Below are 24,905 nucleotides of genomic sequence, written 5' to 3'. Positions count from 1 at the left end.
ATTCTATTATGAAAAAAATCACTTTAGTCCTGACGTCTATACTGCTGCTGCTAATGACCGGCTGCTCCCTGGAGCCCCCGGAATGGGCCAAGCCCAATAATGAAGGCAACGGGCAAAATTTGAAAATCGGCTTATCCCTCTCAACCCTGAACAATCCCTTCTTCGTGGCCCTCAAAGACGGCGTGACAGCGGAGGCGAATAAGCAAGGGGTGGAGATCCTGGTTATCGACGCGCAGAATGACTCTGCCAAGCAGAACAATGATGTGGAGGATCTGATACAAAAAGGGGTAGACGCGTTGTTGATCAACCCTGTGGATTCATCGGCAATCTCGACGGCGGTCCAGTCGGCGAACAGTCTGGATATCCCCGTCATTACACTGGACCGCTCGGCGGATAAAGGAGATGTCAAAGCGCTGGTCGCTTCGGACAACATCAAAGGCGGTTCCATGGCGGCTGAATATATCGTCCAGAAGCTGGGTAAGGGTGCGAAGGTCATCGAGCTGGAAGGATCACCGGGCGCATCAGCTACACGTGAACGGGGTAAGGGATTCCATGAAATCGCGGATACCCAGCTTGAGGTCATGGCAAAGCAAACCGCCGATTTCGACCGCACCAAAGGATTGACGGTCATGGAGAACCTGATCGAAGGAAATCCTGGCGTGCAGGCAGTCTTCGCACACAATGACGAGATGGCGCTAGGGGCAATTGAAGCAATCCAGAGCTCGGGTAAAAACATCCCCGTAATCGGGTTCGACGGCAACAAAGACGCGCTTGATTCCATCGAGGCGGGCAAACTGACCGGAACCATCGCCCAGCAGCCCGAATTAATCGGCCAGTTGGCCGTTCAAGCTGCAAAGGATGTGCTGGACGGGCAAACTGTAAAGCCGATGATTCCCGCACCGTTGAAGCTGGTCGTGAAAGAGTAATAGAAGACAAGGCTTGATCTGCCTCAACCCATGCAAAGCCCGCGTGATTCAGGAACTCCTGCATCACCGGGCTTTTTTAGGCCTATATTATTCCATTGAAACAATATGCATATCAATCCAGTCATTTGAATTAGAACTCAATATACTTTTTGCTGCCTCATCAAATGTCAAATCAGCATCATTCGTGTAAACAACCCATTTACTCGACTTTTCAGCATTTGGCATTGTGCCACTTAACTCAAGACTATATGTATACTCTTTTCCATTTGCATCTACATATTTAGTGGGGCTATTTTTTGCACTAGCTGACAAAAAGAGAAGTGAAATTGCGAGAATCAATGCAACTGAAATGTTTTTTTTCATATTCATTACCTCCGTAATAGCATTTATTTGGCTAATTATACCATATGACAAAGGCAACCCTGAAAATTGTACCTCAGGAGGAATGCTGAATGGAATGGACCCTAGAAGATGTGGAAGACACGAGCCGATTATACTCGGAATCCTTCTTTATTCCCCCGGAACAAGAGAGAAGGGCATCAAGCGGGTGATGTCGTGGAATTTGAACCCAGACATATTGCCCAGACCGTACTCCGCAAAGGGGACCCGTTGTGGGTGGAGGTGGGTGAGAAGATAGCTTTTGTCTCCAAAAAATGCCTGCAGCCCGGAAACTTCGTCCGCTGGATGTACCGGACGCCTGCAACCCGGGAAGAGGACAGCGGCTGGCGGCTTTTTGCCGGAGATGAAGATAACGAATATCTGAACAATCCCAACAATACACAGCTCATGCGTGTGTACCCTATTCTGGATCTGGATTCTAGTCTGCTCGAGCCATTTCAACGCGAGGTGGGTACGGCGTTCGAACGGGGGAGTAAGGATGGGGGATGGGTGGAGGTTAAGGATTGGGGAAAGGGTTGAGGAACAGGTGAAACGGAGAGCAGCCCTATAAGGACAGTATTTATACTTCAACCTTATATTTCTCGCGGAAACGGATCTCGTCTTTGGCTAATTACGACATCCGTTTCTTTTTGGTAGCATAACTTAGTGATTATACCGCTAAAATGCATTGTGCAATGGTCAGATGAAGTACTATACAGCTGAGAACTTTTATTCTCGGCTTTTTCATCTGCAATTCATAGGAGGAAAATCATGAGCAGTGTATTGGAAAGTCTATTCTATGGAAACATCCGACCTGACGAATGTATACACCCAACAAGTCCTGAATACCGTGATTTGAACCGGAAAATTACTGCATCAATAGAAGCCTATCAAAAGAAACTCACGATGGAAGAATTCGATGCTTTGGAGGAATTAATAGATTTGCTGGGTCAAACTACATCCATTTATGCTGCTGCGGCATACACGCAAGGTTTCCGGCTGGGTGTCTTGATGATGCTTGAGGTGTTGGGTGGTGGGGATAGATCAAATTCTTCGTAAAAGAACAATTGAAACTGGCTCATGGAGGATAGGCGATGTTATAATAAACCTAATTTTTCAGGAGGTGCTCCTTATGACCCATTCCATACGTTTACGGTAATTGGAGGTGCAAGACTGGTGAACTCGCCCATTTTTTGAGACAAGGGAATGAGTTTATTTGTTATGCGCCTGTTTCAGTGTACCTATGCTAATGGAATGAGTTTATTTGAGTTTTCAATCAAAGGAGATGACCTTATGCAAAAACAATGGAAAAAAACATTCGCGCTTATTTTTAGTGGACAGATATTCTCTATACTCACGAGTTCGATGGTTCAATTCGCAGTGATCTGGCATTTGACGGAATCGACAGGTTCAGCCGCAGTTTTGATGATTGCCGGATTGGCTGCATTCTTGCCGCAAGCTGTCCTGGGTCCCTTCGTAGGGGTCTGGCTGGACCGCTGGAACCGTAAATTAACGATGATTATTGCGGATAGCGCAATTGCGCTCTTCAGTCTGATCTTAGGGTTCTATTTCATTTTGGGGGAGCCGGGACTCGGAATCGTCTATGTCATTCTGAGCTTGCGTTCGGCAGCTTCGGCCTTTCATGCCCCGGCGTTCCAGGCGGCCGTTCCGTTGATTGCACCGGAAGAGGAGCTGACAAGAGTCGCGGGTTGGCAGCAGATGGTCTTCTCTTTCTCGAATGTAATGGGTCCAGCGCTTGGGATAGCAGTATATTCGGCGACTTCGCTTGGGGCGGTATTGCTCCTGGATGTGGCCGGGGCGCTGATTGCGAATCTAATGCTGTTCCTGGTGAAGATTCATCAGCCCAAAGCGCAGATAACAGTTTCACCCTCCTTTATCCATGAATTCCGGCTGGGCTGGAGCGCACTCATTCAAGCAAAACCTATTGTGTTGATTACAGGGGCTACAGCAGTGTTCAGTATCGCGTTTATGCCGCTGGCGACTTTATTTCCTTATATGACGTTGTCTCATTTTGGCCGTGGGGGCTATAGTGCCAGCCTGGTGGAAGCGGTGTTCAGCATCGGGATGATTTTGGGAGGATTGCTTCTGTCGGTGTTCTCATCCAAGTGGAGTGATATTAGCTATATGAGCCTGGGTCTGCTGGTCATCGGCCTGACCTGTGTAATCAGCGGCTTGATTGGTCCGGATGCTTTTGTGATCTTTGCGGTTCTCTCGTTCTTCATGGGCAGTGCCGCACCCTTCTTCAATGGTCCCTTCATGGCGATGATTCAGCGTTCATTCGAGCCGGAGATGCTGGGACGCGTCATTTCACTCGTGACCAGTATTATGATGCTGTCTTCACCGATTGGACTTCTGGTGGCAGGACCCGTGGTGGATGAATACGGCGTGCAGCTATGGTTCCTCGGTTCAGGAATCGTTGTGATGCTGACTGCTCTGTTTATCTTCATTCAGTTTCGGCGGCTGGCGTCCCGGCAGCGCACAGAGACTGAATAGACGTTTAGCCGCGAACAGCAGAACGAAGTCAAGAAATTCTTACGACTACAGCGGCCGGAAGATCAAACATTCCCCGCAGGTGTATGGTAAGTACAACGATGGAACAATTGCAGAAAAATGGTGGGGAGAGGGTACCTTGTTCTTGCGCAGTCTTGAAATTCTGAGGAAACATGAAATGGACCATAGCCGTTATCCGTTTTCCATTACAGCTTTAAAGAACCTCAGCACCATCGAATTCAAATCAAACGTTGCCTTCTTTGTGGGAGAGAACGGATCGGGCAAATCAACCCTTCTGGAGGCCATGGCCTATCAATGCGGGTTTAATACGGCTGGAGGCAGCAAGAACAACCTTTACGAGGTGGATGCTTCCCACTCTGCTCTGGGAGATCATATTCGCTTATCATGGCTGCCCAAAGTTACAAACGGCTTTTTTCTTAGGGCAGAGACCTTTTATCACTTTGCCTCTCATCTGGATACTATGCCTCAGAGCTTACAGTATTATGGTGGGCGATCCTTGCACGAGCAATCCCATGGTGAGGCGTTTCTGGCACTCTTTAATCATCGTTTCGGCAAAAAGGCGATCTATTTACTCGACGAACCGGAGGCGGCTCTTTCGCCAGCACGGCAATTGGCCTTACTCCGTATTATTAAGGATCTGGAACATGAAGCCCAGTTCATCATAGCTACACATTCGCCGATTCTTCTCGGTTATCCGGATGCCCAGATATTGAATTTCGATGAAGATCCGGTTGGGGAAATTCGTTATGAAGAGACGATGCATTACATGATCACAAGACGCTTTCTCGAAAATAGAAAGAGTGTACTGCGTGAGCTGTTCAGCGATTCGGATGAAACTGACTAGGGTTGAAACTTCCTTGAAAAAGAAGTGATTATGGGCCGGTCCGAGAGGATCGGCTTTTTTGGTTTATCCATCCCGAGGCCGAGATTTAAATCATCTCACAGACCGTTAAGATCCTAGCAGGTGCGGGATTATAATAAAGCAGCACCGAGGAAATACATAGCAGGTTTATATTCAGTTTAAATAAGGAGCTTACCATCCTTATATATTCAGTTGTTTAGGAGGAATTGCAAATGAATCAATTAACGAAAAAAGCACCACACCACGGAGATTGGGCCATTGAAGCGCAGGGGCTTGTCAAAGTCTTTGGAGATAACCGGGCGGTGGACGGTGTGGATCTGAAAGTGGGGACCGGTTCGATCTACGGTGTGCTGGGTCCGAATGGAGCGGGGAAGACCACAGCCATCCGAATGCTGGCGACCTTACTAAGACCGGATGCAGGTTCGGCGCGGATCTTCGGACATGATGTTGTAAAGGAACCGCAGATTGTGCGTCAGCTGATCGGGGTGACCGGCCAGTACGCTTCAGTCGATGAGTCGCTCAGTGCGACAGAGAATTTGGTGATATTCTCCCGCTTGCTCGGACTGGGACGTGCCGAGGCGCGTCATAAGGCAGCAGAGTTGCTGGAGGAATTCGGACTCACCGAAGCGGCGAAACGCCCGCTCAAAAATTTCTCCGGCGGGATGCGCCGGAGGCTGGATTTGGCCGCGAGTCTGATTGCGCAGCCACCGCTCATTTTCCTGGATGAACCCACGACCGGTTTGGACCCGCGTACGCGCAACCAAATGTGGGACACGATCCGGCGGCTGGTGAAGTCGGGTTCAACTGTATTGCTAACCACGCAATACCTTGAAGAGGCTGATCAACTGGCCGACCGGATCGCGGTTATCGATCATGGCCGTGTGGTTGCCGAGGGCACTGTAGATGAACTGAAATCCTCTGTCGGAAGTTCGTCGCTGCATTTAAAGGTTCAGAATCCGCAAGATCTCACGAATGCCCGCCGGCTTGTGCAACAGGTGCTTCAGGTACCGTCCAGTCTTTCGATGGAAGTGGCGAAAATCACTGCACCTATGGGCAACGCCGACCGGGTCACCGATCTGTTGATCGCGCTGCGCGAAGCAGGTATCCCGCTAGCCGAATTAAGTGTGCAGAAACCAACGCTGGATGAGGTATTTCTGACGCTCACGGGCCATGGTGTACAGGAGGACGCGGTTCAGGCGTCCGGCAAATTGAACAAAGTGGAGGAACAACAGTATGAGTACAATCATTAAACCGGGTGCCGAACGCCAGCTGAAAAATCATTCGAGCTTTAGCCAATCGGTACGCAATTCACTCACAATGGCCTATCGGGGGTTGCTGAAAATCAAGCGCACACCCGAGCAGTTGTTTGATGTCACGTTTCAGCCAATCATTTTCACGCTGATGTTTACTTATATCTTTGGTGGTGCGATCTCCGGAGATGTGCATAATTATTTGCCGGTCATCATCCCCGGTATTCTCGTACAGACCGTTATTACGACTTCCATAGTTACAGGCGTTCAGCTTCGGGAGGATATGGAAAAGGGTGTGTTTGACCGGTTCAAATCACTGCCGATCTCGCGGATTGCCCCGCTCGCAGGAGCATTGCTTGCCGACACCGTCCGGTACACCATAGCGACTGTGCTTACTTTTGTCATGGGATATCTTCTGGGCTTTCGTCCCGAAGGCGGGATCGGGCATGTAGCCATCGCAGCGCTCCTCGTGATCGGATGTTCCTGGGCGATCAGCTGGATTTTTGCCTTCTTCGGCGTAATAGCGCGCACGGCTTCCAGTGTGCAGGGGATATCCATGATTGTGCTGTTCCCGCTCACCTTTCTTTCCAATGCTTTTGTGCCGGTCAATACCATGCCGGACTGGCTCCAGTGGTTCGTGAATATTAACCCGATTTCGCATCTGGTGACAGCCGTCCGGGAGCTGGTCAACTCGGGGACGATGGGCACAGATCTTGTCTTCTCCCTTGTCGGAGCGGCTGTAATCGTAGCGATCTTCGCTCCCATCACCGTGCGTGCATATATGCGTCGTACGTAACTGTTTGGATTTCTACCGCAAATCGCGGTTAAATTCAGGAAATCCAAACCTAACAGCGGCCGGAAGTCCAAATATTCTCTGTAGTCACGGCCAATCCCGAAATAGAAGAATTATAAGTTCAATCTATATAGTTGCCCGATACGGAAAAATTACGTAACTTTCGTACCGGGCACGGCTTATAAGGCATGACGATAATATTCCTGCAATTCCTCTACGCTGAACAAATGCTTCTGCAGCCCATGATAATAGTTCCCTTTCTCTGCCGTAAAACACAGCATGCAATAATCCGGATCAGTTGGACCAAGCGGATAATATTGTTCGTCGCCTTCTTTCCAGAAGTTCTGCTTCGTTTCATCATCAAGGAATACCTTCATATGCCCTGTAAGCATCAATCCGTGAAAGTCCTCGGCGTCGAGAAAATAAATGCAAGATTTGGAGTTGTTCATCCATTGGCTGGTGCGGATTGCAGACGTGTTTGTCGAGAACCAGAAGGTCTTTAGGCCTTCATGTTTGATCTTGAACATATTTTTGGCGTTTGGAAATCCGTCACTGTCAATTGAACATGCAATGGCATCACGGCTATTTTCAATTAATTTGAGGATAGCGTCTTTAGTTTGCTGCTCCATTTCGGGTTCCTCCAATTCATCAATTCAAATTATCAACAATTCTGCTCAGCATTTTCTCGAATGCAGTAACCTCCGATTCTGTGAATCCCTGATAGAACAAAGTATTCATTTGTTCAGATACGAGATCGTAAGCCTCACGGTATGCTTTGGCCTGTTCAGTAATCGTTATGAAAGTTTGCCTGCGGTTATGGTTGTCTGGAATTCGAACAATAAGCCCCCCTTCTTCCATTCTGTCAAGCATGCTGGTCAAAGAAGTATTTGCAAGCGAGGTAAGCCGGCCAATCTCGGAAATCGTAAGCCTCTCGTGTTCCCACAGCACATACAAAATCCTTCCTTGTGCCCCGTTAAACGCGTCCACACCGCTTTCTTTTAACATTTTTTCAAAAACTCTGCCTTGGAGCTGTTTGATCTGAGAGATTAAGAAACCACCTGATGTTTTCGTGTGGACCACCTTCCTCCTGTACAGGATATTCCTATATAGGAATGTTATCTGCGCTTTTTATCACACTTGATCTTCATATTTTTCCATTTGATAATATGATAGAATACGTTTCACTTGGAGGGATACATATTATGAATCTTCACATTGCCATTTGTGACGATCAGAGGACAGAGGCCTCAAGATTGGAAGAATTGCTAATGAAGCTGCTGATGAACCTGCAGGGGATAACTGGCACCATTGAGATTTTTGAGTCAGGTGAATCCTTGCTTACGGCCATGAGCTCTACTGCTTACGATATTGTTTATCTGGATATGGAGATGCCCGGGTATAACGGCATAGAAGTCGCAGAGAAGATCCGGCTAGAAGATGCCGGTGTGTTAATCATCTATGTCACCAGCCACACCAGTTATATGAGAAGAAGCTTTGAGGTTCATCCGTTCCGTTATTTGCTGAAACCCATTGATGAACATGAACTGCAGGCCGTGACAGTCAAGGCCGTCCAGCAATGCATGCAAAGAAGCAATGTGCTGTCATTCTCAATTCATCATATGGACTATAATTTAAAAGTAGATGACATTATGTATATCACGGTAGAACGGGGGAAAAAATTGGTCCTGTGTACTGAAAACGCTACTTATTCATATTACGGCAAATTGGGGGAGTTGGAGGGACGGCTCTGGCCGCATGATTTTTGTCGCGTACATACGGGATACCTTGTAAATTGGCTCTATGTCCGTTCTTTAAGTAAAGAGCTTATTCAATTGAAGAACGGAGTGGAACTTCCTGTCAGCCGCAGTAGAAGCTCTGATTCTTTACGGTCGTACCACGCCTTTATAGAAAAGAGGCTTCTTAGATAGATGTCTTTCATTCAGGAGAATAGTCCCTACTTTTTGCTCGGTGTGTTTATGCTCATCCTTATTTATGCTCCGCAGGGGTTTGCATTCTATATTTTTCTAAAAAAATTTCTAATCCTGAACAGGAGCAAGAAGTCATTCGTTGGCTGCCTTATTCTCGTTTATATGGTTAAATCACTTACCGCAGCCAGCTTGCCGCCGGTTGTTTCGGTTGTCCTTCACCTCCTAGTATATAGTCTGATTACGACCGTTTATTTTCGCGGCAGTGTGCTGCAAAAGCTGTTCTTCAGCAGTTTCTATACGGTATTTACAGTTGTTATTGAAATGCTGGTGTGGTACGGGGTTCAGCATATCCCGCTCAATCCCGAGAGAATGGATAATGCCAATTTCCTGTGGCTGTCTTTCAGTTTCATCGTTCTTATTTTGCTAAGCATCATGTTATGCCTGCTATTGTTACGGTTATTCCAAGTTGACAACACAACGTTACTGTCGAATCAGGATTGGGCTGTGCTGAATCTGGTTTCGGCCGGCTCTTTGCTCATTATTATTGTCAATATAAGGGGGAATGGGTTCAAGCCTTCCAATATCCCGCTTGAATTTGTGATCATCCTGTTAGGTATTCTTGTCATTAACATTGCTGAAATGTTTATGTACCATAAGTTAATGAAACGGATGCAGGTAGAATTCCATAATCATGTGCTGGAGCAGCAAGTGACGGAATACACAGGTAAACTGAAAGAGAATCAAGAAGCAAAGCGCTTGCGGCATGATCTGAATCATGTTCTGCTCCTCATTCATTCTCTGCTGGAAGCAGGAGCTGTACAAGAAGCCAGCGCTTATGTTGCGGAGGTTGCTTTGAAGCATAGGCCGGGAGAAAAATTTATCTCTTCTGGAAACATAGCTATTGATGCGATCTATAACGAGAAGTTCGCTATAGCTGAACTGAATAAGGTTGCAATGCAATCTCATTTTCGCATTCCTCAGGACTTGTCGCTTGCAGGCAAAGAGGTGAATATTGCGATAATCCTTGGCAATGCCCTCGACAATGCGATTGAAGGGATTCAGAGATTACCCCAGCCAGGGCCGTATTCAATTGAACTGGAAGTGATTTATAGTGACGGATTATTGGTGATTTCCCTGAAGAATCCCGCATCTCTGCTTACGGAGGACGGACATGGCTCCTTTTTATCCAGCAAGCGGAACTTAGGCAGCAAAGGGTTCGGAATCGAAAGTATTGAGTATGCCGTTCAGCAGCTTCAAGGAAGTGTCAGTTTCAGATATGAGGATCAGCAGTTCATGATGCTGGCGGTATTGCCAGTGCCCGGGTAGCTATCAGATGCCAACTACTCCATCAACCGGGCAAGTTACGGTCTCCTCCCGTTTCAGAGAAGCAGTCCATGATAAAGTGAGGCTGTTCTTTATTTAAAGGAGGTTATTCCGTTGACATTGTCATTGCTCATCAGTGCAGTCCTTCAGCTTATCTTGTTCACCTCTATTCCCTATGCATACTGGTTCTTTACAAGCAGAAAGACATCTTCGTTTGTAAAGTGGATTGGCTGGAAGAAACCTCAAGTGGTTTCCAGGAAGCAGTTCATCCTATGCTTCATCCTTACAGTGACTATATTCACCAGCTTGGGAATGCTTACTACAATCTATATGCTGGATAAGGATACTTTGGCCAGCTCGCAGTTTTACGGTACAGGTCTTAAGGGTCTGATTCCGGCGTTGATCTTTTCATGGGTGCAGACGAGTTTGTCCGAAGAGATTCTGTTCCGCGGATTCATTGGCAAACGGCTAAACTCGAAGTTCGGATTTGCAATTGGGAACAGTGCCCAGGCTCTATTGTTTGGCGCCGTACATGCTGTTATGTTATACAGTAGTGCCGGATTATTTCATTCTGTAGTTGTAATGATTCTTGCAGGCTTTGTGGGCTGGAGTATCGGACTGTTGGACGAGAAGTTATCTGCCGGCTCGATTATACCAGGTTGGGTCCTGCATGGGCTGACTAACCTGATCTCCTCCATTGTTATGATGTATCAATGGATGTAGAGAAGTTTACAGATCTCCTGTGGGTTAAAACCATAAATTGGAGGGAATTTGATGCACAAAAATGAAGCATTGCAGACATATCCATGCTCCGGGATCGAACATTTGAAGGTTCATGGCAGAACAACAGGCTGCCTGGACCCGGTAACCTTGTTCTGGACAGGAAGTGCGGTTGAATTCAACGTAAAGGCTTCGGAGCTCTGGATTGAAGTGGAGTCCGGATATGATCAGTACGAGCCTTGGATTAGTATACTCATCAACTCTGTACCTGTAAGCAGACAAATGTTAACCGCGGGAAGGTACTGGGTCTGTGTGTTCAGAGGGATGAATGAGAATGCTGTGAAGAATGTCCGGGTTGTAAAAGATGTGCAGGCTATGAGCGGAGATCCGGGCTGCTACATGCAAATCCACGCCGTGAAGACGGATGGGGGATTTGTACCTGTTGAAGCTAAGCCCTATAAATTTGAGTTTATTGGCGACAGCATTACTTCCGGGGAAGGCGTCGTCGGAGCCAAAAGTGAAGAAGACTGGATTCCGATGTGGTTCAGCGCAATACATAATTATACGGCAATGACGGCTGACGCTTTGAACGCAGAATATCGGGTTATTTCGCAAAGCGGATGGGGCGTGCTTACTAGCTGGGATAATAATCCGCATGCCAATCTTCCTGAAACCTACGAGCAGGTATGCGGGCTGCTTGCCGGTGCGAAAAATGCAGCGTTAGGAGCTTTTTCAGCAAATGATTTTGATTCTTGGCAGCCGGATGTGGTGGTGGTTAATCTCGGAACCAATGATGACGGTGCTTTTCATTCTCCGGGATGGCACGATGAAGATAGCGGGAAGATTCATAATCAACGGCTAAATGAGGACGGGACTTATAATGAAGGGGATTTGGCGGCATTCGAGTTGGCTGTTGAGAAGTTTCTTCTGAAGCTCAGAACTAATAATAAAACTGCGCACATCATCTGGGCCTATGGAATGCTGGGCATCCCAATGATGCCGGCGATTCATCGTGGTGTAGACCGTTATGCCAAGAGAACAGGCGACAAGAAGGTTTCTGTATTTCAACTTCCGAATATGACGAATGAAACTATAGGTGCAAGAAGCCATCCGGGAGTATTGGCCCATAAGCAAGCGGCACAAGAGCTGACCGGTTACATCCAAGGAATTTTAGCGACTATAAATTGAACTTAAATACTTGAGATAAGGAAAAGGGGCAATGGAGGGGGATTTGGAACTGGAGGAGCGGTATTTAGGAGGTGCTGGATGAAGGATAGATTTTGTAAAGCGTTGGAAAGTAATGATTTGGCTGAGATGAGAAAAATACCAAAAGGGATTTGCACAACCATCTTCCAAGAGGCGGTAATAAGAAGTATATCGAAGAATGGGCCGGGGTGAAAATACCTGATTGTCCGAAGTTTAATGACCTGAGCGAAATGAATCAATGGAATGCGCAATACATAAAACCATTATTTCAGGGAAGATTAGGGTATGAAAAACGTATCGAAGCCGCATTTATGCAGGCAAAGTTGGATGGTGTTCAGCTGCTTCATATGAGCGTTTCAATAGGAGAAGAGGCTTTTTATGATCAATCCATTGAGGATTTGGTTAAAGCATTAAAAAGGATTCATCAGAGCGTTGCTCCAGATGTTACTTTTGTACCGGAAATTACATTCTTATCCTATACTCCTATTGATGAGATAAATGAAAAGTTAGATCAATATTTCGCTCAGAATTATTTCCAATCGTTGGATATGTTTGGCGATGAATTTGCTGTTCCTTCCTTCAAAAAAGTATACAGAAAAGCGAAAGAAAAAGGATTGCTGCTAAAAGCGCATGTAGGCGAATTTGGATCAGCTGAGTTAGTCAAAGAGGCTGTAGAAGAACTTGAACTGGATCAAGTTCAACACGGCATAGCTGCTGCCAGCTCGCAAATCATTATGAATTGGTTATGTGATCATAAAATTCAGCTTAATATATGTCCGACAAGTAATGTTGTACTTTGCAGGGCAGCAGGTTATAACGTGCATCCTATTAGAACATTATATGATAATGGGATTAGAGTCACCGTAAATACGGATGACATGATTATTTTTGATCAAAGTGTTTCGGAGGAATTTTTCAATCTGTATCATGCAGGTGTGTTTTTAATCCAGCAGAACTAAATGAGATCAGAGAAAATGCTTTGTGAAAAATAATAAATTTCGGATAGGAGATTTTATGACGGAGAAAATTGATGCAGGATGGAATTTCGACAACAGTTATGTTTCTCTTCCCGAATCGCTGTATACAAGGCTCAAACCTGATTCCGTACGACTGCCGAAGCTGGTGATTTTCAATGAAACCTTGGCAGCATCTCTTGGGTTGAAGGTTCAGGCGTTGCGTAGCGATAATGGAGCTGCAGTGCTGGCAGGCAATGAAATTCCTGAAGGTGCTGATTCACTTGCCCAAGCTTATGCAGGACATCAATTCGGACACTTTAACAGGTTAGGTGACGGGAGGGCTGTGCTTCTTGGTGAACAGATTACGCCAGAAGGCGAGAGGTTTGATATTCAGCTTAAGGGCTCAGGTAGAACGCCATACTCCCGCGGAGGCGATGGACGTGCAGCGCTCGGGCCAATGCTTCGCGAATATATTATCAGTGAAGCCATGCATGCGCTTGGTATTCCTACCACCCGCAGCTTGGCGGTAGTCACTACAGGGGAGCTGATATTCCGCGAGACTGAGCAGCCGGGTGCTATATTGACTCGTGTAGCTGCCAGTCATCTGCGTGTCGGTACCTTTCAATACGTCTCCGCATGGGGCACTGACAAGGATCTTCAGGCCCTGGCAGATTACACGTTGCAAAGACATTATCCGGAAGCTGGCTCTGATTCTGATCCGAACCGTTATCTTGTGCTGCTTCGGGAAGTGATCAAACGTCAGGCTGAGCTGATTGCTAAGTGGCAACTGGTCGGGTTTATTCATGGAGTGATGAATACCGACAACATGGCACTAAGTGGAGAAACCATTGACTACGGTCCTTGTGCTTTCATGGATGTCTATGATCCTGCGACAGTATTCAGCTCGATAGATCTTCAAGGCCGGTATGCCTATGGCAATCAGCCGGGGATTGCTGCATGGAATCTCGCAAGATTTGCAGAAACGCTGCTGCCGCTGCTGCATGAAGACAAGGGCGAGGCGATCAGCCTTGCCGAGGATGCAATTGCAGATTTTCAAGAGATCTTCCTCAGCCATTGGCTCACAGGAATGAGGGCGAAGCTGGGAATCTTTAATGAAGAACCGCAGGATGAATCTCTTATCGAAGGCTTGCTTGAAATGATGCAACAGTATCGTGCCGACTATACCCATACTTTCCGGGCCTTAACTTTAAATAAGCCGGAAGAAACGGTTTTGCATGGAACACCTGAATTTACCGGGTGGTATGAACTTTGGCAGGCGAGACTGGGCAGGCAGCAGGAATCGCAAGACGCTTCGCAGCAGCTAATGCGCGCCAGCAATCCAGCGGTAATTCCACGCAACCACCGGGTAGAAGAAGCGCTCGAAGCAGCAGTGAGAGAAGAGGACTTTAGTGTGCTGGAGCGGCTCCTTGGTGTGCTTGCCAACCCATACGCCTACTCATCAGATCAGGATGACTACAATTCACTGCCAGAGGAATCCACCAGACCCTACCGGACTTTCTGCGGTACCTGACTAAAAAAGTCTAAATGTTCACTCTAAAGTGGATACACTATTTTTTCTCGGGAGCTAGATATTATGAAAAACAATGCCAGTGAAAAAAACAATATGGGGATAACGTCTAACTAATCATGTCCGTTAACGTTCCCCGCCATCTGAAAGGGGAAAATCAATTTGAATCAGGTATTATTAATTATCGACGCGCAGCAAGAGTTAATTGATGGAAATGAGCAGGAAAGTGCGGTATTTAACAAAGAACAGCTTATCCGGAATATTAATAAAGTGATTGAACGAGCCCAAGAAGCAGGTGTCGAAGTTGTGTTTGTAAGGGACCTCGATGTAGCGGAGGGAAAAGGTGCAGGCTTTCAAGTGCACCATGAAATCAATAAGTCTGCAGATGCCAAAATCTTCGATAAGCTGGCAACCAATTCTTTTCACGGGACAGGACTTCTTGCATACCTGAAAGATCAGCAGATTGGGCATGTGGTCATTATGGGTTGTAAAACTCAGCACTGCATCGATACTGCAGTCCGGACTGCTACGGTCAGTAATATGGATGTCACCTTGGTTGGGGATGGACATTCTACAACGGACACTGATGTTTTAAGTGCAGAACAGATCATCAGGCATCACAATAAAACGTTACATGGGCACTACAATGTCGAGCACTTTTCTATGGTCAGAGATTCTGAGGAAGATTTGTTTCGTCCCACACATGACTCTTATAGATCATAATTCGCAGGCGGCACTTAAATGTGCCGCTTTTTGCTGACTTTTAGTTAACGAAAAACTATTAGGTAGAATATGATCCTGGAGCTGTCACTGAATCTGTGAATGTAAAAAAGAATTAATAGAAAAAATTCCATTGATTACTATGGAATATAATGTTATATTGTGTCAGGGATATCTATTGATGTCATACATATCCTCTATACTATCAATCATGTCATTTTGTTTTGAATAGCTGGCCGGCTTTCAAATATAAATTGAAAAATTTATAGAAAAGAGGAAATATTATGATTTTGAAGAAAGGCATATGTTTAGTAGTTTTAAGTTCAATGCTTCTTGTTCCAACGATAGCAAGCGCAGAAACTGAAGGAAGCAATATTGAAATTCAAAGCGAAGGAATTAAACCGGCTCAAGAAAAGCTAGATTCTTTTATATCAAAAGCACGTAATTTATCTGAAGAATATTCACCATCGAACAAACAACAAACCAATAATTTAAATTCAATTCCTGAAACATTTAACTATACATTTGTAGAGGGAGATACAGGATATTTTTATGAGAGGTCTTCGGTAAGTGCTGATGAATACGTATTAACTTACCCTATAGAATATTTAGCACAAAACGAAATAACATCTGATCAGAGTGAAGTAACTGCTGCTGCCTCCGACACAATTCCAAGTGGGATCGGGGGACGAGCAACAGTTCAAAAAAATGGAAGCATCAACACCTTTGTTATTCGTACTCCTGCTACTACAACAGGACCTACAGCCCGAACCTATATTTATGGCGGTTTTTCTGGTGTAGGAAAGGACAAGTCAGGAACAACTAACAGAACAATTGAGTCAGATATGGGACTTGTATTTTCAAGTGCATATGGTGTTAATAAGTGGCAACCAACTATTAATTACTATTGGGGAAGTAAAGGAGATGGAAATACAGTTCCAGGAAATCGAATAAGTCCATATAATGAAATTTGGTATAAAAATGGATACGTTCCAGGTAAAGATGTAGATGTAACTATTTATCGAAATCTTGGTAATAATACTAGATTATCCACAAGAGGTTATGCTCTTTATGCTGACCATGAGGGGAACGGAACAAACACATATCTTACAGCCGTAACAGAAATAGCAAACACTTATGTTAGTAGCACCAGTAGTTGGAAATATTTGGCCACTATTGCGGATACAGTAGTTAATGAAGTGCCTCAAGGGGACGCTGCTGGACAAGTTACAGGTATATTGAGTAATATTCTCATAGACGGTAGCGCATATACTCCTGTGTCCAACGGTACCGATTTTGCTAATGTAACCGTTTCGAGCAACAATGTAACAATAAAGGTTTCAAAATAATTATTACTGTTCAGTGTAAATAAATTTAAAGACACCTTATTTTTATGATGCCGTGGAAATATTCTCTGGTGTTATCACATAAGGTGTCTTTACTACTTTATCTCGAAAGGTTGATATATGTGCTCATCAAACGAAAGTTAATAATGCTTTGTCTTCTGATAACAACTTGTTCATCGATCCCTGTAGCAAATGCAGCATCCACTTCATCTGCACCGGTTAAATCACCATTATTGTTGAAAATTAACCAGTTCTATGTGGCATACACCGCTCCCCACGCACCATATGTTGATAACAAAAATCGCCTAATGGTTCCATTGCGCAGCATATCTGATTTCTTGGCTGCTGACGTGAATTATGATGCTAAGACAAAAAACGCTATGATCACAAGAAAGAACTATCTAAAGGAAGAAGAGAAGAACTATACTATAAAAATGACAATTGGGTCAAAAGAGATTGAAATAAATAATGTGAAATCCGAGATGGATACGGTACCAGCTTTAATCAAAGAAAGTATGTTCATTCCATTGAGCGTAGTCACTAAAGCACTCCATATTAAGACTACCTGGGATCACAATAAAGGACTTGTAAGTTTAAATCTCGATCCGGCCTACTTGCCTTCGGGAGTAGTAAGTGATGAGGGCCATCTCGGGAAATCCGATACGAAGGTTAGGCCTATAAACTCCACTATTCAAACGACAATCAACAAAGCCGGAATACCCGTCATTAATGTAAATGTGACGGCCCTCAACGAGGGGGAATCGTCATTAAGTATTGGAAACTATTTGCGCTTTTATGTTCAAGATTCGAATTTCGGTTCTTTTGATGTATACAATAAAAATCAAATCAAACCTGGCGACACATTCTCCGTTCAAACAACAAATACAATTCTTGCAGATTCACTAAGATATATTCTAGTTGATGCTTTTGCAGATTAATTTGTAGGATTTATGATGCTGCAAATACTGATAAGATGAATGGGAATAAGCCCTTGCCGTTAATGGCAAGGGCTTAAATACTAAAGCTGTATCCATTCGCCAAATAACTGCTGCGCCTTGTCCCAATCGACCCCAAGGCCTCCGTACCATCCTGCCCACGGCATTTCCATGTCAGATCGGCCTCTCGTATTGTTCAACTGCAGTTCTCCGTTTACAATGTCTTCCCTATTGCTCCAACGATCAGCTTGAAGCTCCAGCACTTGATTGGGCAGGATGCCGACCGTTGCCAGTGATTGCAGGATACCCCGGCGCACACCCGCCGTTCCTTTAACCAGCTTCATGGAGGTTAGGCGTTTCTCATATTTACCTGGAGTCTCATCCTCCGGCGCCTCAGCGAGATTGCGGAGCAGCCGGTTAAAAACGGCAATATCCTCACTACTCGGGATTATAGGCTCATTCTTTATGATTTGCGCAAACTCGGTTATGTCCACATAGGCGCCTATTGGACTATTTCCATATGTATTCCCTAAGTGAATGGCATATCTAATATAGGATGCGTTTGTCCAGCCTTCATCGTTGTGGCTGAACCCGCACACTTTACAAAAGCGGAAACGTTCTGCTTCTTCATAACGATGCGGGCGGGTGTGAAGCATTTGGTGATAACTGGTCAAAGGGGAGATTCCACGTGGAAAGCTGCCTCCTACACCTGTGACAAAAGCGGCGGCAATTACCTTCCACGAAAGGTTTGCATTCGCCTGCATCGTGGTCAGGCTGTGAATCACAGAATCATGTGTGATGTGCCCGATATCATTAGCCTGCCAATGATGCTGTTCCAGCAGTTCCCGTTCGGCAGGAGATAGGGTATCCACCAAGTAGAGGCTTACTTCCCTCTCTCTGTCGTAATTGTAATTAGGATACTTGTACAACTTATTCAGTACTTTAAGCACTTTATGGTTCAAATGAGCTCACCTCCTTACCAGTTTTCTTATAGTTATACCAAATAGAACTGGTTCATTTCAAATAAAAAGGAAGAGGGGAGGGTCATAGAACTTTTTTCTAAAGCAACGAACCACGTAATTGCACTAGGCATATGATGTATTAGTTTATTAGGAAGGGAGTGTTAATTATGAGTTTTCAAACTGCAGGATATCAGCAAAAAGTTTTGTATCAAGCAGACAGCCAATCTGTTCAAAACTTAAAAAACATTAGGAGCCACCTACAGCATATATGCAAACAACATGGTAATCAGATTGTCAGAATTGAAACCCTGGACGGTCAAGTTTACGTCGGGAGAATTGTGCATTGTGACAGAGGCTTACTGTATTTCGCAGTTCCAAAGCAAGGAGGGCAGCGTGCTTTTTTCGGAAGTCCTTCTTACAGTAGTGATGAGATGATTCTAACTCTTGTCCTGTACGAGCTGCTTGTCATTACTTTATTGTACACATAACATAAATGGGAAAAGAGCCTCCATAGCGTAGGCTCTTGTTTTTTTTAATATTATTTTAGAACGTTCTCAGTACAATTACCAACAGAATGTAAAGTACCAAAATGACAGTAGTAGAAGTATACCCTCCGAATCCTGCACAACCACTCATTATTGTTCCTCCTTTGCTTTAACTTATACACCCATAATATGTATCTGTCCCTATCTCTGTAACGACTAATGCCTAATGTTTTTTTTTCTTAATCATTTTCCTCGCTCTTTATTAAACCTATATCCATCAATTTTTACAAAAATCATGTTATTTTTGCGATTTCAAGCCTTATACTTCCTTTATGAGTCACCTCACCCTGTCCAAACTCACATATCCTATACATAAAAGCATTCGGTTCATTCAGGAGGTCCAGTTTATGAGTACATATTCGAAGGAAGAAAAAAGCTGGATGTGGTACGACTGGGGTCATTCCGCCTACTCCATCATCATTTCGACGGCAGTCTTCCCGCTCTTCTACAAAGCAGCAGCTCAGGGTGCTGGCATCAGTGCCGCGGATTCTACGGCTTACCTGGGATATACTGTTGCAGTTTCGACGTTTATCCTTGCCCTGCTAGGCCCGATCTTGGGCACAATTGCCGATTACCAAGGGTTCAAAAAAACGTTTTTCGCCTGCTTCAGCTTGCTCGGTATAGTCGCTACCGCGCTGCTCACGTTTATTCCGAACGACAGTTGGGAGCTGCTGCTCATCTGCTATATGTTCATCGCGATCGGGTCGGCAGGCTCCAATGTGTTCTACGACGCGTTCCTAGTAGACGTCACCGACAACGAACGGATGAATAAGGTGTCTGCCCGCGGATTTGCGATCGGGTATATAGGCAGTACGATTCCTTTTATCATCAGCATTGCGATCATTCTTCTTGCTGAGCAAGAAATTCTGCCGATCTCCGTCACGGTGTCGAGCCAAATCGCTTTCTTCATTACGGCCCTCTGGTGGGGCATCTTCACCTTACCCATGCTCCGCAACGTACACCAGAAGCATTACTTGAACCGCGAGCCGCGAATCATCACGAACAGCTTCAAGCGCCTCTACGAGACCTTAAAGCAAATCAAGCAGCATCGTGCGATTTTCCTTTTTTTGCTCGCTTATTTTTTCTATATCGACGGCGTTGGAACGATCATTACGATGTCTACCGCTTATGGGACTGATCTGGGCATCAAATCGACTGATTTGCTCATTATATTGTTCGTCACGCAAGTCGTCGCTGCTCCATTTGCGATGTTGTACGGGCGTCTGGCGGATCGGTTCTCGGGCAAAACCATGCTATATGTCGGTATCTGTGTCTATATCATCGTATGTATCTACGCGTATTTCATGAAGTCGGTGTTCGACTTCTGGGTGCTTGCGATGCTAGTTGCCACGTCGCAAGGCGGCATTCAGGCGTTGAGCCGGGCTTACTTCGCACGGATGGTGCCGAAGGAGAACGCTAACCGGTTTTTCGGGTTTTATAATATTTTCGACAAGTTCGCATCGATTCTGGGACCTCTTCTAATCGGAGTCACCGCACAGTTCACCGGCCACACGAACATGGGAGTCTTCAGCCTTATCGTCCTGTTCATCGCAGGTATTGTCATTCTCATGCTAGTGCCGGAGCCGGGAAGGGGATAGGATGCCGGTTTGTCAGGCGGACGTCATGGCCGCAAGACGAGCAGATTAAACTAGTCAGCGTGATAGCGCGTATATTAAGAAGCTGAGCATGAAGGGTTAGGAGAGGACGATACTCCAATAAAACAGCGGCAGTCCGGGACATGATTTCGTCGTCCATGGCTGCCGCTGTTTCCTATAATTGGGTCAGACTGAGCTATGTACTCTTTAAGTATAAGAGTTTTTGCCCTCGTAATGGTCTTCCAAATAATAGTATAATGAGAACTTATAGGGCTATTATTGCTCTGCTAAAGTAGATTACATATCCATATTTGAAACATAAGGAGATGAGTTCATGACAGCAATTATCCCTACGGAACAAATCCGCATTATTGAATACGATCCTTCTTACGCTGGAGCGGTCGCGGAGATGTGGAACCGCAGTAACGAAAGCTGGGGCGGCGGCACCAACCACAGAACAGAAGACAGTGTGCGCAGGGAAATGGAGGTTTCGGCCAATCTTCATGTGTTTCTCGCTGTCGATGGCAAAGAGGTGGTCGGATTCTGCAGTTTTGCACATTACCGTCAAGACGAGGGAGCATTGTACGTACCGTTATTAAATGTGCGACCTGATTATCACGGTTACAAGGTAGGCCGTAATCTGATTTTGAACGCCGTCCGCAAGACCGTCGAAGCGGGGTGGCCGCGTCTCGATCTGTTTACCTGGGCAGGCAACACCAAGGCTGTGCCGATGTATAAGAAATGCGGATTCTTCTGGGAAAAGAATGAAGATTACGTCCATCTGATGAACTTCATTCCAACCGTTCTTCAGACTGAAGCGCTTGCTCCCTATTTCGAGGAGCTGGATTGGTACGCAGACAGCACCCGCGAACTTCCCATTCAGCCGGATGGCCGGCGGGAGCGTGGGTTTGATTTCTTTGATTATACTTGGCAAAAGGGAGAACTCTCCTTGCGGGCAGAATTCGAGAAGTCCGGTCGCGGGCTGACCGCTCTTGATACACCTGACTATGAGATCTCAACTGAAATAGACGATCATGATCTTGTGTTTGGCTCCGCTTACAAGATTCGTTATGTGATCAAGAATCGTTCTGCATCTGAACTCGCGATTGAGATCAAGGGCCAGAATGATAAGAACATCCGGTTTGACCTGTCTGCTGTACATACACTTGCTGCGGGAGAAACGGTTAGTGTAGAGGGTGAATTCGAGCTTGATCCGGTTCGGGAGGAGCAGAATGATAAGAAGACCCATCCGGTTGTGACGAGCCAATGGATCATCGGTGGCAAGCGGGCTGAGTTCCGCCTTGGCGTAGCTCCGAAATTTCCGGTCAAGATGAAGATTGCTTTGCCAACCCGGGAGTTGTATCCGGGCCTGCCGGCTGAGCTGTATCTGAACGTGGAGAATAACTTCGCCTCGGAAGCGGAGTTCGCTTTTGAATTGCCGGAGAAGGATTTCCTGCAGTGGGGTGAACGTGCAATACGCTTCACGGTTCCGGCTAAGAGCAAAGCCTCTATCCCGGTAGCCTTCACCCTGTTGTCCTACGGGCTTTACTCACAAGATATTGAAGTGACGGCCGTTCCAATTGGGCAAAAGGCGGTCACCTTCACAAGCAAACTATCCGTTCTAATGAAGGGAACGCAGGGCCGCTTCGGCGGGCAGGAGGGTGAACAGTGGGTCGCCGTGAACGGTGCCTTCTCGCTCCATATGAACAAGTCCGACAATGGAATGTGGATTGAATATCCCGGCTCCAGCCATAACTTCTGGTGGACCTTTCCGAAGCTAGGCAAGCCGTTCGCAGAAGAATTTTCTAAGAAGCAGGCTGTCAGCGTGAAGATCTACCCGGAAGGGGAGAGCCAGGTTCTCGAAGCGCTCTACGAGTCGGATGAATTCCCGGGTATGGAGATAACAACGGTGGCTAAGCTATTCGCTAATGGAATCGCTGAGTTTCATCATGAGATCTGCAACACCAGCAGCAAAGCATTAGATGATAACATGTATGTACTGACGAATTTCGGCTTTTTTGGCAAGCGGCTGATCCTGCCGTATCAGGGACATTACGTGGACATGGGCGATGCGTACGCCGGTGATCCGGGTCTTTGGGACAGCGACCAGGTCACGGAGAACTGGATGTTCTGCAAGGAAGAGAACGTCACCTGCGGAATTTGCTGGGACCCTTCGCTGAAGCTGCTTCGCCCGGAATACACGCTTGGGCTTGAGCATAACCTTGGGCAGATTTCCGCTGGAGAGATCGTGCGGACAAAGGCAACTGTGTTTGCACTAAACACCTTTCCCAAGTGGCCGGAATTCCGCGCCTTCGCCAGAAAGCAGAAGAATTCGGTTATCCCGGTGCTGGACGATCATCTGGAACTCACACTCGGCGGCGGAAATCCGTTTGCGGCAGGTGCGCTTCAGGCAGAACTACTCGAACGAAAGATGACCCCGCTTGCAGGAAGCCTTGAGCTGTTTATGCAAACCGATGGCAGAGCGGAGCAGAGAGCGGCTGGTATCGAGTTGCAAAGGGAGCAGGATATACGCTCTGCGGGCTTTGAACTCCCTCCTGAGGAAATGGGATCGCCGGGACACAGCGAATCTGGTCACAAGGTCCGGGTGGTCTATCGCGGAGAGGATCGCATTCAGGAGCGGTCGGGTCTCTGGTTCCCTCAGACGGAAACAACAGTTGTTTGCGAGATCGAAGAAGGTCCGGCGGGTCCCATTTATACGGTGAGTAACGGAGTACTCTCGATAGCGGCTGCCCCTCAGTTCGGAAGCGTGGTGCATTCCTTGAAGCACCAAGGGGAAGAATGGCTGGACAGCTCCTACCCGGAAGCCATTCCGCGTTCCTGGTGGAATCCTTGGTACGGTGGTCTCGGCGTAGGAATTTCCGGAATGGGTGGATTCAGCCGGCAGCAGGAGCCGAGAACCGCAGCGTGGGTGAAGCGGAAGGATGTTTATGGAAATGTCTGGAAAGGCCTGCGATTAACCACTTCTATCGAAAAGCAGGAAGCAAACCGGGGGATCATAATCAACCAGCATTACCTTATGCTGCCCGGCGTTCCGGTGCTCTGTATGCTGCATTCGGTAACCAACGGAAGTGGAGTGGTTCTGCCACAGTATTCGCTATCTGAGGAGAGTTACTTCAAGCCTTCACCTGTTTTTGCCGAAGGATGGATGGAATTCCCCGGGGAAGGCAAATTCCTTCTGGGGAAAGTGGAAGCTCAGCTGGATTCCAAGGGGATCTTGCGGGTCGGTGCGGTTTCACGTAAGGATATGCTGCATGTTGTGAATCATTACCCCAACCAGAGGGCTTCATTGTATGTGAACAATAAGGTGTTCACTCATGATGTGGATCATCATCTTCCACTTCTAAACGGAGAAACCGCTTGGACACAGCCAACCTTCTTGATCATGGGGGAGATCCCTCTGAATCCAGAGGATGTACGGGGCCTTCTGAAGCTGGCCTTTACCAGTCCTACTGACGAAAAGGAGAGCATAAATGCCGATCATTGACATACACATTCATCTGTCTGACATCGACAGCTTTCATCAAACAGCGGCGGATTTGTCCAAGGTCGATTACACAGCCGCTGGCCTCAAGGCGGAATTTGACAAGAACGGTGTAGTTCTCGGCATTGGTATGGGGGTCACGGAACAGACGAAGGGTGCTTTTCCTGACTCTGCTTCACCCAATCCGATGGGCCTTGATTTGGAAGCCAGTGTTCCGCCGTTCTTAATGGAATGCGTTGGCATCAACCCGAACATGCTCGCAGGGGACCAGGTCCAAGAGGAGCTTGACCGAATTGAAGCACGGCTGCAAGCTCCCGAGGTAGCGGGAATTAAGCTGTATGCCGGGTACTACCATCACTACGTTTATGACAAAATCTATACACCGGTCTATGAGCTGGCTGCCAAATACGGCGTGCCTGTGGTCATTCATACCGGCGATACGTATTCGATGAATGGATTGCTTAAGTATTCGCATCCTCTTACCGTAGATGAACTAGCCTACCAGCAGCGCGGCGTGAACTTTATGATCTGCCATCTGGGCGATCCCTGGGTGATGGACGCTGCCGAAGTGGTGGCCAAGAATCCGAACGTCTATGCCGATTTGTCCGGCCTTGTCGTCGGCGACCGGCCCCATTTTGAACGGTTTATGAACGAACCCTTGTTCATGGACCATTTCCGCCGGGCACTGGTGTACTCCGACCATTATGAGAAAATGTTGTTCGGCACCGATTGGCCGCTTGCCCCAATTGACCTGTATGCGGAATTCGTCCGCCGGCTTGTACCTGAGCAGCATCACGAGAAGGTGTTTTACGAGAATGCCTTTGGCTTGTTTCCGCGCATCCAGCAGCGGATTGCGGCGTTCTGATACTTCCGGGGACAGCCCAGCCAGAGTGCAATG

The 24,905-nt window shown here is 46.6% G+C and carries 25 protein-coding genes; 20 read left to right on the top strand and 5 right to left on the bottom strand.

The features are described from left to right. The first annotated feature begins 8 nt into the window (after positions 1 to 8). Entirely contained in the window at positions 9 to 926 is a 918-nt protein-coding gene (gene rbsB / locus NST99_RS21260) for a ribose ABC transporter substrate-binding protein RbsB (RefSeq protein WP_341094204.1), read from the top strand. A gap of 87 nt (positions 927 to 1,013) precedes the next feature. Here rbsB and NST99_RS21255 read toward each other — a convergent pair whose 3' ends face one another. Then, positions 1,014 to 1,289, bottom strand: coding sequence for a hypothetical protein (locus NST99_RS21255; protein ID WP_341094203.1), 276 nt, complete (start codon positions 1,287 to 1,289; stop codon positions 1,014 to 1,016). A gap of 192 nt (positions 1,290 to 1,481) precedes the next feature. Here NST99_RS21255 and NST99_RS21250 point away from each other — a divergent pair, with 192 nt between their 5' ends. From NST99_RS21250 to NST99_RS21225, 6 genes are all read left to right on the top strand, one after another. Beyond that, complete coding sequence (locus NST99_RS21250; RefSeq protein WP_341094202.1) at positions 1,482 to 1,844, top strand: DUF2185 domain-containing protein; 363 nt, start codon at positions 1,482 to 1,484, stop codon at positions 1,842 to 1,844. A gap of 231 nt (positions 1,845 to 2,075) precedes the next feature. Continuing rightward, positions 2,076 to 2,363 (top strand): DUF6809 family protein, encoded by a 288-nt coding sequence (locus NST99_RS21245; protein WP_341094201.1) that lies wholly within the window; start codon positions 2,076 to 2,078, stop codon positions 2,361 to 2,363. A gap of 234 nt (positions 2,364 to 2,597) precedes the next feature. Beyond that, positions 2,598 to 3,818: an MFS transporter gene (locus NST99_RS21240; protein WP_341094200.1), complete on the top strand. Its 1,221-nt coding sequence runs from the start codon at positions 2,598 to 2,600 to the stop codon at positions 3,816 to 3,818. 136 nt (positions 3,819 to 3,954) lie between these two features. Further along, complete coding sequence (locus tag NST99_RS21235) at positions 3,955 to 4,680, top strand: AAA family ATPase (RefSeq protein WP_341094199.1); 726 nt, start codon at positions 3,955 to 3,957, stop codon at positions 4,678 to 4,680. Between the two features lie 230 nt (positions 4,681 to 4,910). Beyond that, a complete protein-coding gene (locus tag NST99_RS21230; protein ID WP_341094198.1) occupies positions 4,911 to 5,948 on the top strand; it encodes an ATP-binding cassette domain-containing protein in 1,038 nt (345 codons plus the stop codon). Further along, positions 5,932 to 6,744: an ABC transporter permease gene (locus NST99_RS21225; RefSeq protein ID WP_341094197.1), complete on the top strand. Its 813-nt coding sequence runs from the start codon at positions 5,932 to 5,934 to the stop codon at positions 6,742 to 6,744. The genes NST99_RS21230 and NST99_RS21225 overlap by 17 nt, the downstream gene beginning before the upstream one ends. A gap of 176 nt (positions 6,745 to 6,920) precedes the next feature. Here the strand turns inward: NST99_RS21225 and NST99_RS21220 are convergent, their stop codons facing one another. Together NST99_RS21220 and NST99_RS21215 are read right to left on the bottom strand one after the other, a co-directional pair. Then, entirely contained in the window at positions 6,921 to 7,370 is a 450-nt protein-coding gene (locus NST99_RS21220; protein WP_341094196.1) for a pyridoxamine 5'-phosphate oxidase family protein, read from the bottom strand. 19 nt (positions 7,371 to 7,389) lie between these two features. After that, positions 7,390 to 7,746 (bottom strand): MarR family transcriptional regulator, encoded by a 357-nt coding sequence (locus NST99_RS21215; RefSeq protein ID WP_341094195.1) that lies wholly within the window; start codon positions 7,744 to 7,746, stop codon positions 7,390 to 7,392. Between the two features lie 197 nt (positions 7,747 to 7,943). Between NST99_RS21215 and NST99_RS21210 the strand changes: the two genes are divergently transcribed. The 9 genes from NST99_RS21210 (at position 7,944) to NST99_RS21170 (ending at position 17,406) form a co-directional block, all read left to right on the top strand. Next, complete coding sequence (locus NST99_RS21210) at positions 7,944 to 8,669, top strand: LytR/AlgR family response regulator transcription factor (protein ID WP_341094194.1); 726 nt, start codon at positions 7,944 to 7,946, stop codon at positions 8,667 to 8,669. After that, positions 8,670 to 9,995 carry an ATP-binding protein gene (locus NST99_RS21205; RefSeq protein ID WP_341094193.1) on the top strand — a complete coding sequence of 442 codons (1,326 nt, stop codon included), beginning with the start codon at positions 8,670 to 8,672 and terminating at the stop codon, positions 9,993 to 9,995. Positions 9,996 to 10,106: 111 nt separating this feature from the next. Then, a complete protein-coding gene (locus tag NST99_RS21200) occupies positions 10,107 to 10,715 on the top strand; it encodes a CPBP family intramembrane glutamic endopeptidase (RefSeq protein WP_341094192.1) in 609 nt (202 codons plus the stop codon). 51 nt (positions 10,716 to 10,766) lie between these two features. Beyond that, positions 10,767 to 11,900 carry an SGNH/GDSL hydrolase family protein gene (locus tag NST99_RS21195; protein ID WP_341094191.1) on the top strand — a complete coding sequence of 378 codons (1,134 nt, stop codon included), beginning with the start codon at positions 10,767 to 10,769 and terminating at the stop codon, positions 11,898 to 11,900. Positions 11,901 to 12,106: 206 nt separating this feature from the next. Continuing rightward, positions 12,107 to 12,877: a hypothetical protein gene (locus NST99_RS21190; RefSeq protein ID WP_341094190.1), complete on the top strand. Its 771-nt coding sequence runs from the start codon at positions 12,107 to 12,109 to the stop codon at positions 12,875 to 12,877. 55 nt (positions 12,878 to 12,932) lie between these two features. Next, positions 12,933 to 14,405 carry a protein adenylyltransferase SelO gene (locus tag NST99_RS21185; protein WP_341094189.1) on the top strand — a complete coding sequence of 491 codons (1,473 nt, stop codon included), beginning with the start codon at positions 12,933 to 12,935 and terminating at the stop codon, positions 14,403 to 14,405. Positions 14,406 to 14,564: 159 nt separating this feature from the next. Further along, the gene (locus tag NST99_RS21180; protein WP_341094188.1) at positions 14,565 to 15,125 is read left to right on the top strand and encodes a cysteine hydrolase family protein; all 561 of its coding nucleotides are present in this window, start codon (positions 14,565 to 14,567) and stop codon (positions 15,123 to 15,125) included. Between the two features lie 281 nt (positions 15,126 to 15,406). Next, positions 15,407 to 16,471: a YrpD family protein gene (locus NST99_RS21175; RefSeq protein WP_341094187.1), complete on the top strand. Its 1,065-nt coding sequence runs from the start codon at positions 15,407 to 15,409 to the stop codon at positions 16,469 to 16,471. A gap of 119 nt (positions 16,472 to 16,590) precedes the next feature. Then, positions 16,591 to 17,406 carry a copper amine oxidase N-terminal domain-containing protein gene (locus NST99_RS21170; protein ID WP_341094186.1) on the top strand — a complete coding sequence of 272 codons (816 nt, stop codon included), beginning with the start codon at positions 16,591 to 16,593 and terminating at the stop codon, positions 17,404 to 17,406. An 80-nt stretch (positions 17,407 to 17,486) separates the two neighbouring features. On the opposite strand, the gene NST99_RS21165 is transcribed toward NST99_RS21170, so the two are convergent. Further along, positions 17,487 to 18,365 carry a hypothetical protein gene (locus NST99_RS21165; protein ID WP_341094185.1) on the bottom strand — a complete coding sequence of 293 codons (879 nt, stop codon included), beginning with the start codon at positions 18,363 to 18,365 and terminating at the stop codon, positions 17,487 to 17,489. Between the two features lie 167 nt (positions 18,366 to 18,532). Between NST99_RS21165 and NST99_RS21160 the strand changes: the two genes are divergently transcribed. Continuing rightward, complete coding sequence (locus NST99_RS21160) at positions 18,533 to 18,853, top strand: hypothetical protein (RefSeq protein WP_076114330.1); 321 nt, start codon at positions 18,533 to 18,535, stop codon at positions 18,851 to 18,853. 55 nt (positions 18,854 to 18,908) lie between these two features. Here NST99_RS21160 and NST99_RS21155 read toward each other — a convergent pair whose 3' ends face one another. Next, a complete protein-coding gene (locus NST99_RS21155) occupies positions 18,909 to 19,001 on the bottom strand; it encodes a YjcZ family sporulation protein (protein WP_231578298.1) in 93 nt (30 codons plus the stop codon). Positions 19,002 to 19,257: 256 nt separating this feature from the next. Between NST99_RS21155 and NST99_RS21150 the strand changes: the two genes are divergently transcribed. The 3 genes from NST99_RS21150 (at position 19,258) to NST99_RS21140 (ending at position 24,872) form a co-directional block, all read left to right on the top strand. Next, positions 19,258 to 20,508, top strand: coding sequence for an MFS transporter (locus NST99_RS21150; RefSeq protein ID WP_341094184.1), 1,251 nt, complete (start codon positions 19,258 to 19,260; stop codon positions 20,506 to 20,508). A gap of 331 nt (positions 20,509 to 20,839) precedes the next feature. Then, a complete protein-coding gene (locus NST99_RS21145) occupies positions 20,840 to 24,010 on the top strand; it encodes a GNAT family N-acetyltransferase (RefSeq protein WP_341094183.1) in 3,171 nt (1,056 codons plus the stop codon). After that, positions 23,997 to 24,872 carry an amidohydrolase family protein gene (locus tag NST99_RS21140; protein ID WP_341094182.1) on the top strand — a complete coding sequence of 292 codons (876 nt, stop codon included), beginning with the start codon at positions 23,997 to 23,999 and terminating at the stop codon, positions 24,870 to 24,872. The genes NST99_RS21145 and NST99_RS21140 overlap by 14 nt, the downstream gene beginning before the upstream one ends. Positions 24,873 to 24,905: the final 33 nt, after the last annotated feature.

Source organism: Paenibacillus sp. FSL L8-0470, from assembly GCF_038008625.1.
In the GTDB taxonomy this organism is placed as follows: Bacteria; Bacillota; Bacilli; order Paenibacillales; family Paenibacillaceae; genus Paenibacillus_AQ.
Note: the sequence above shows the minus strand (reverse complement) of the source record. Positions and strands in the feature narration are given on the sequence as shown.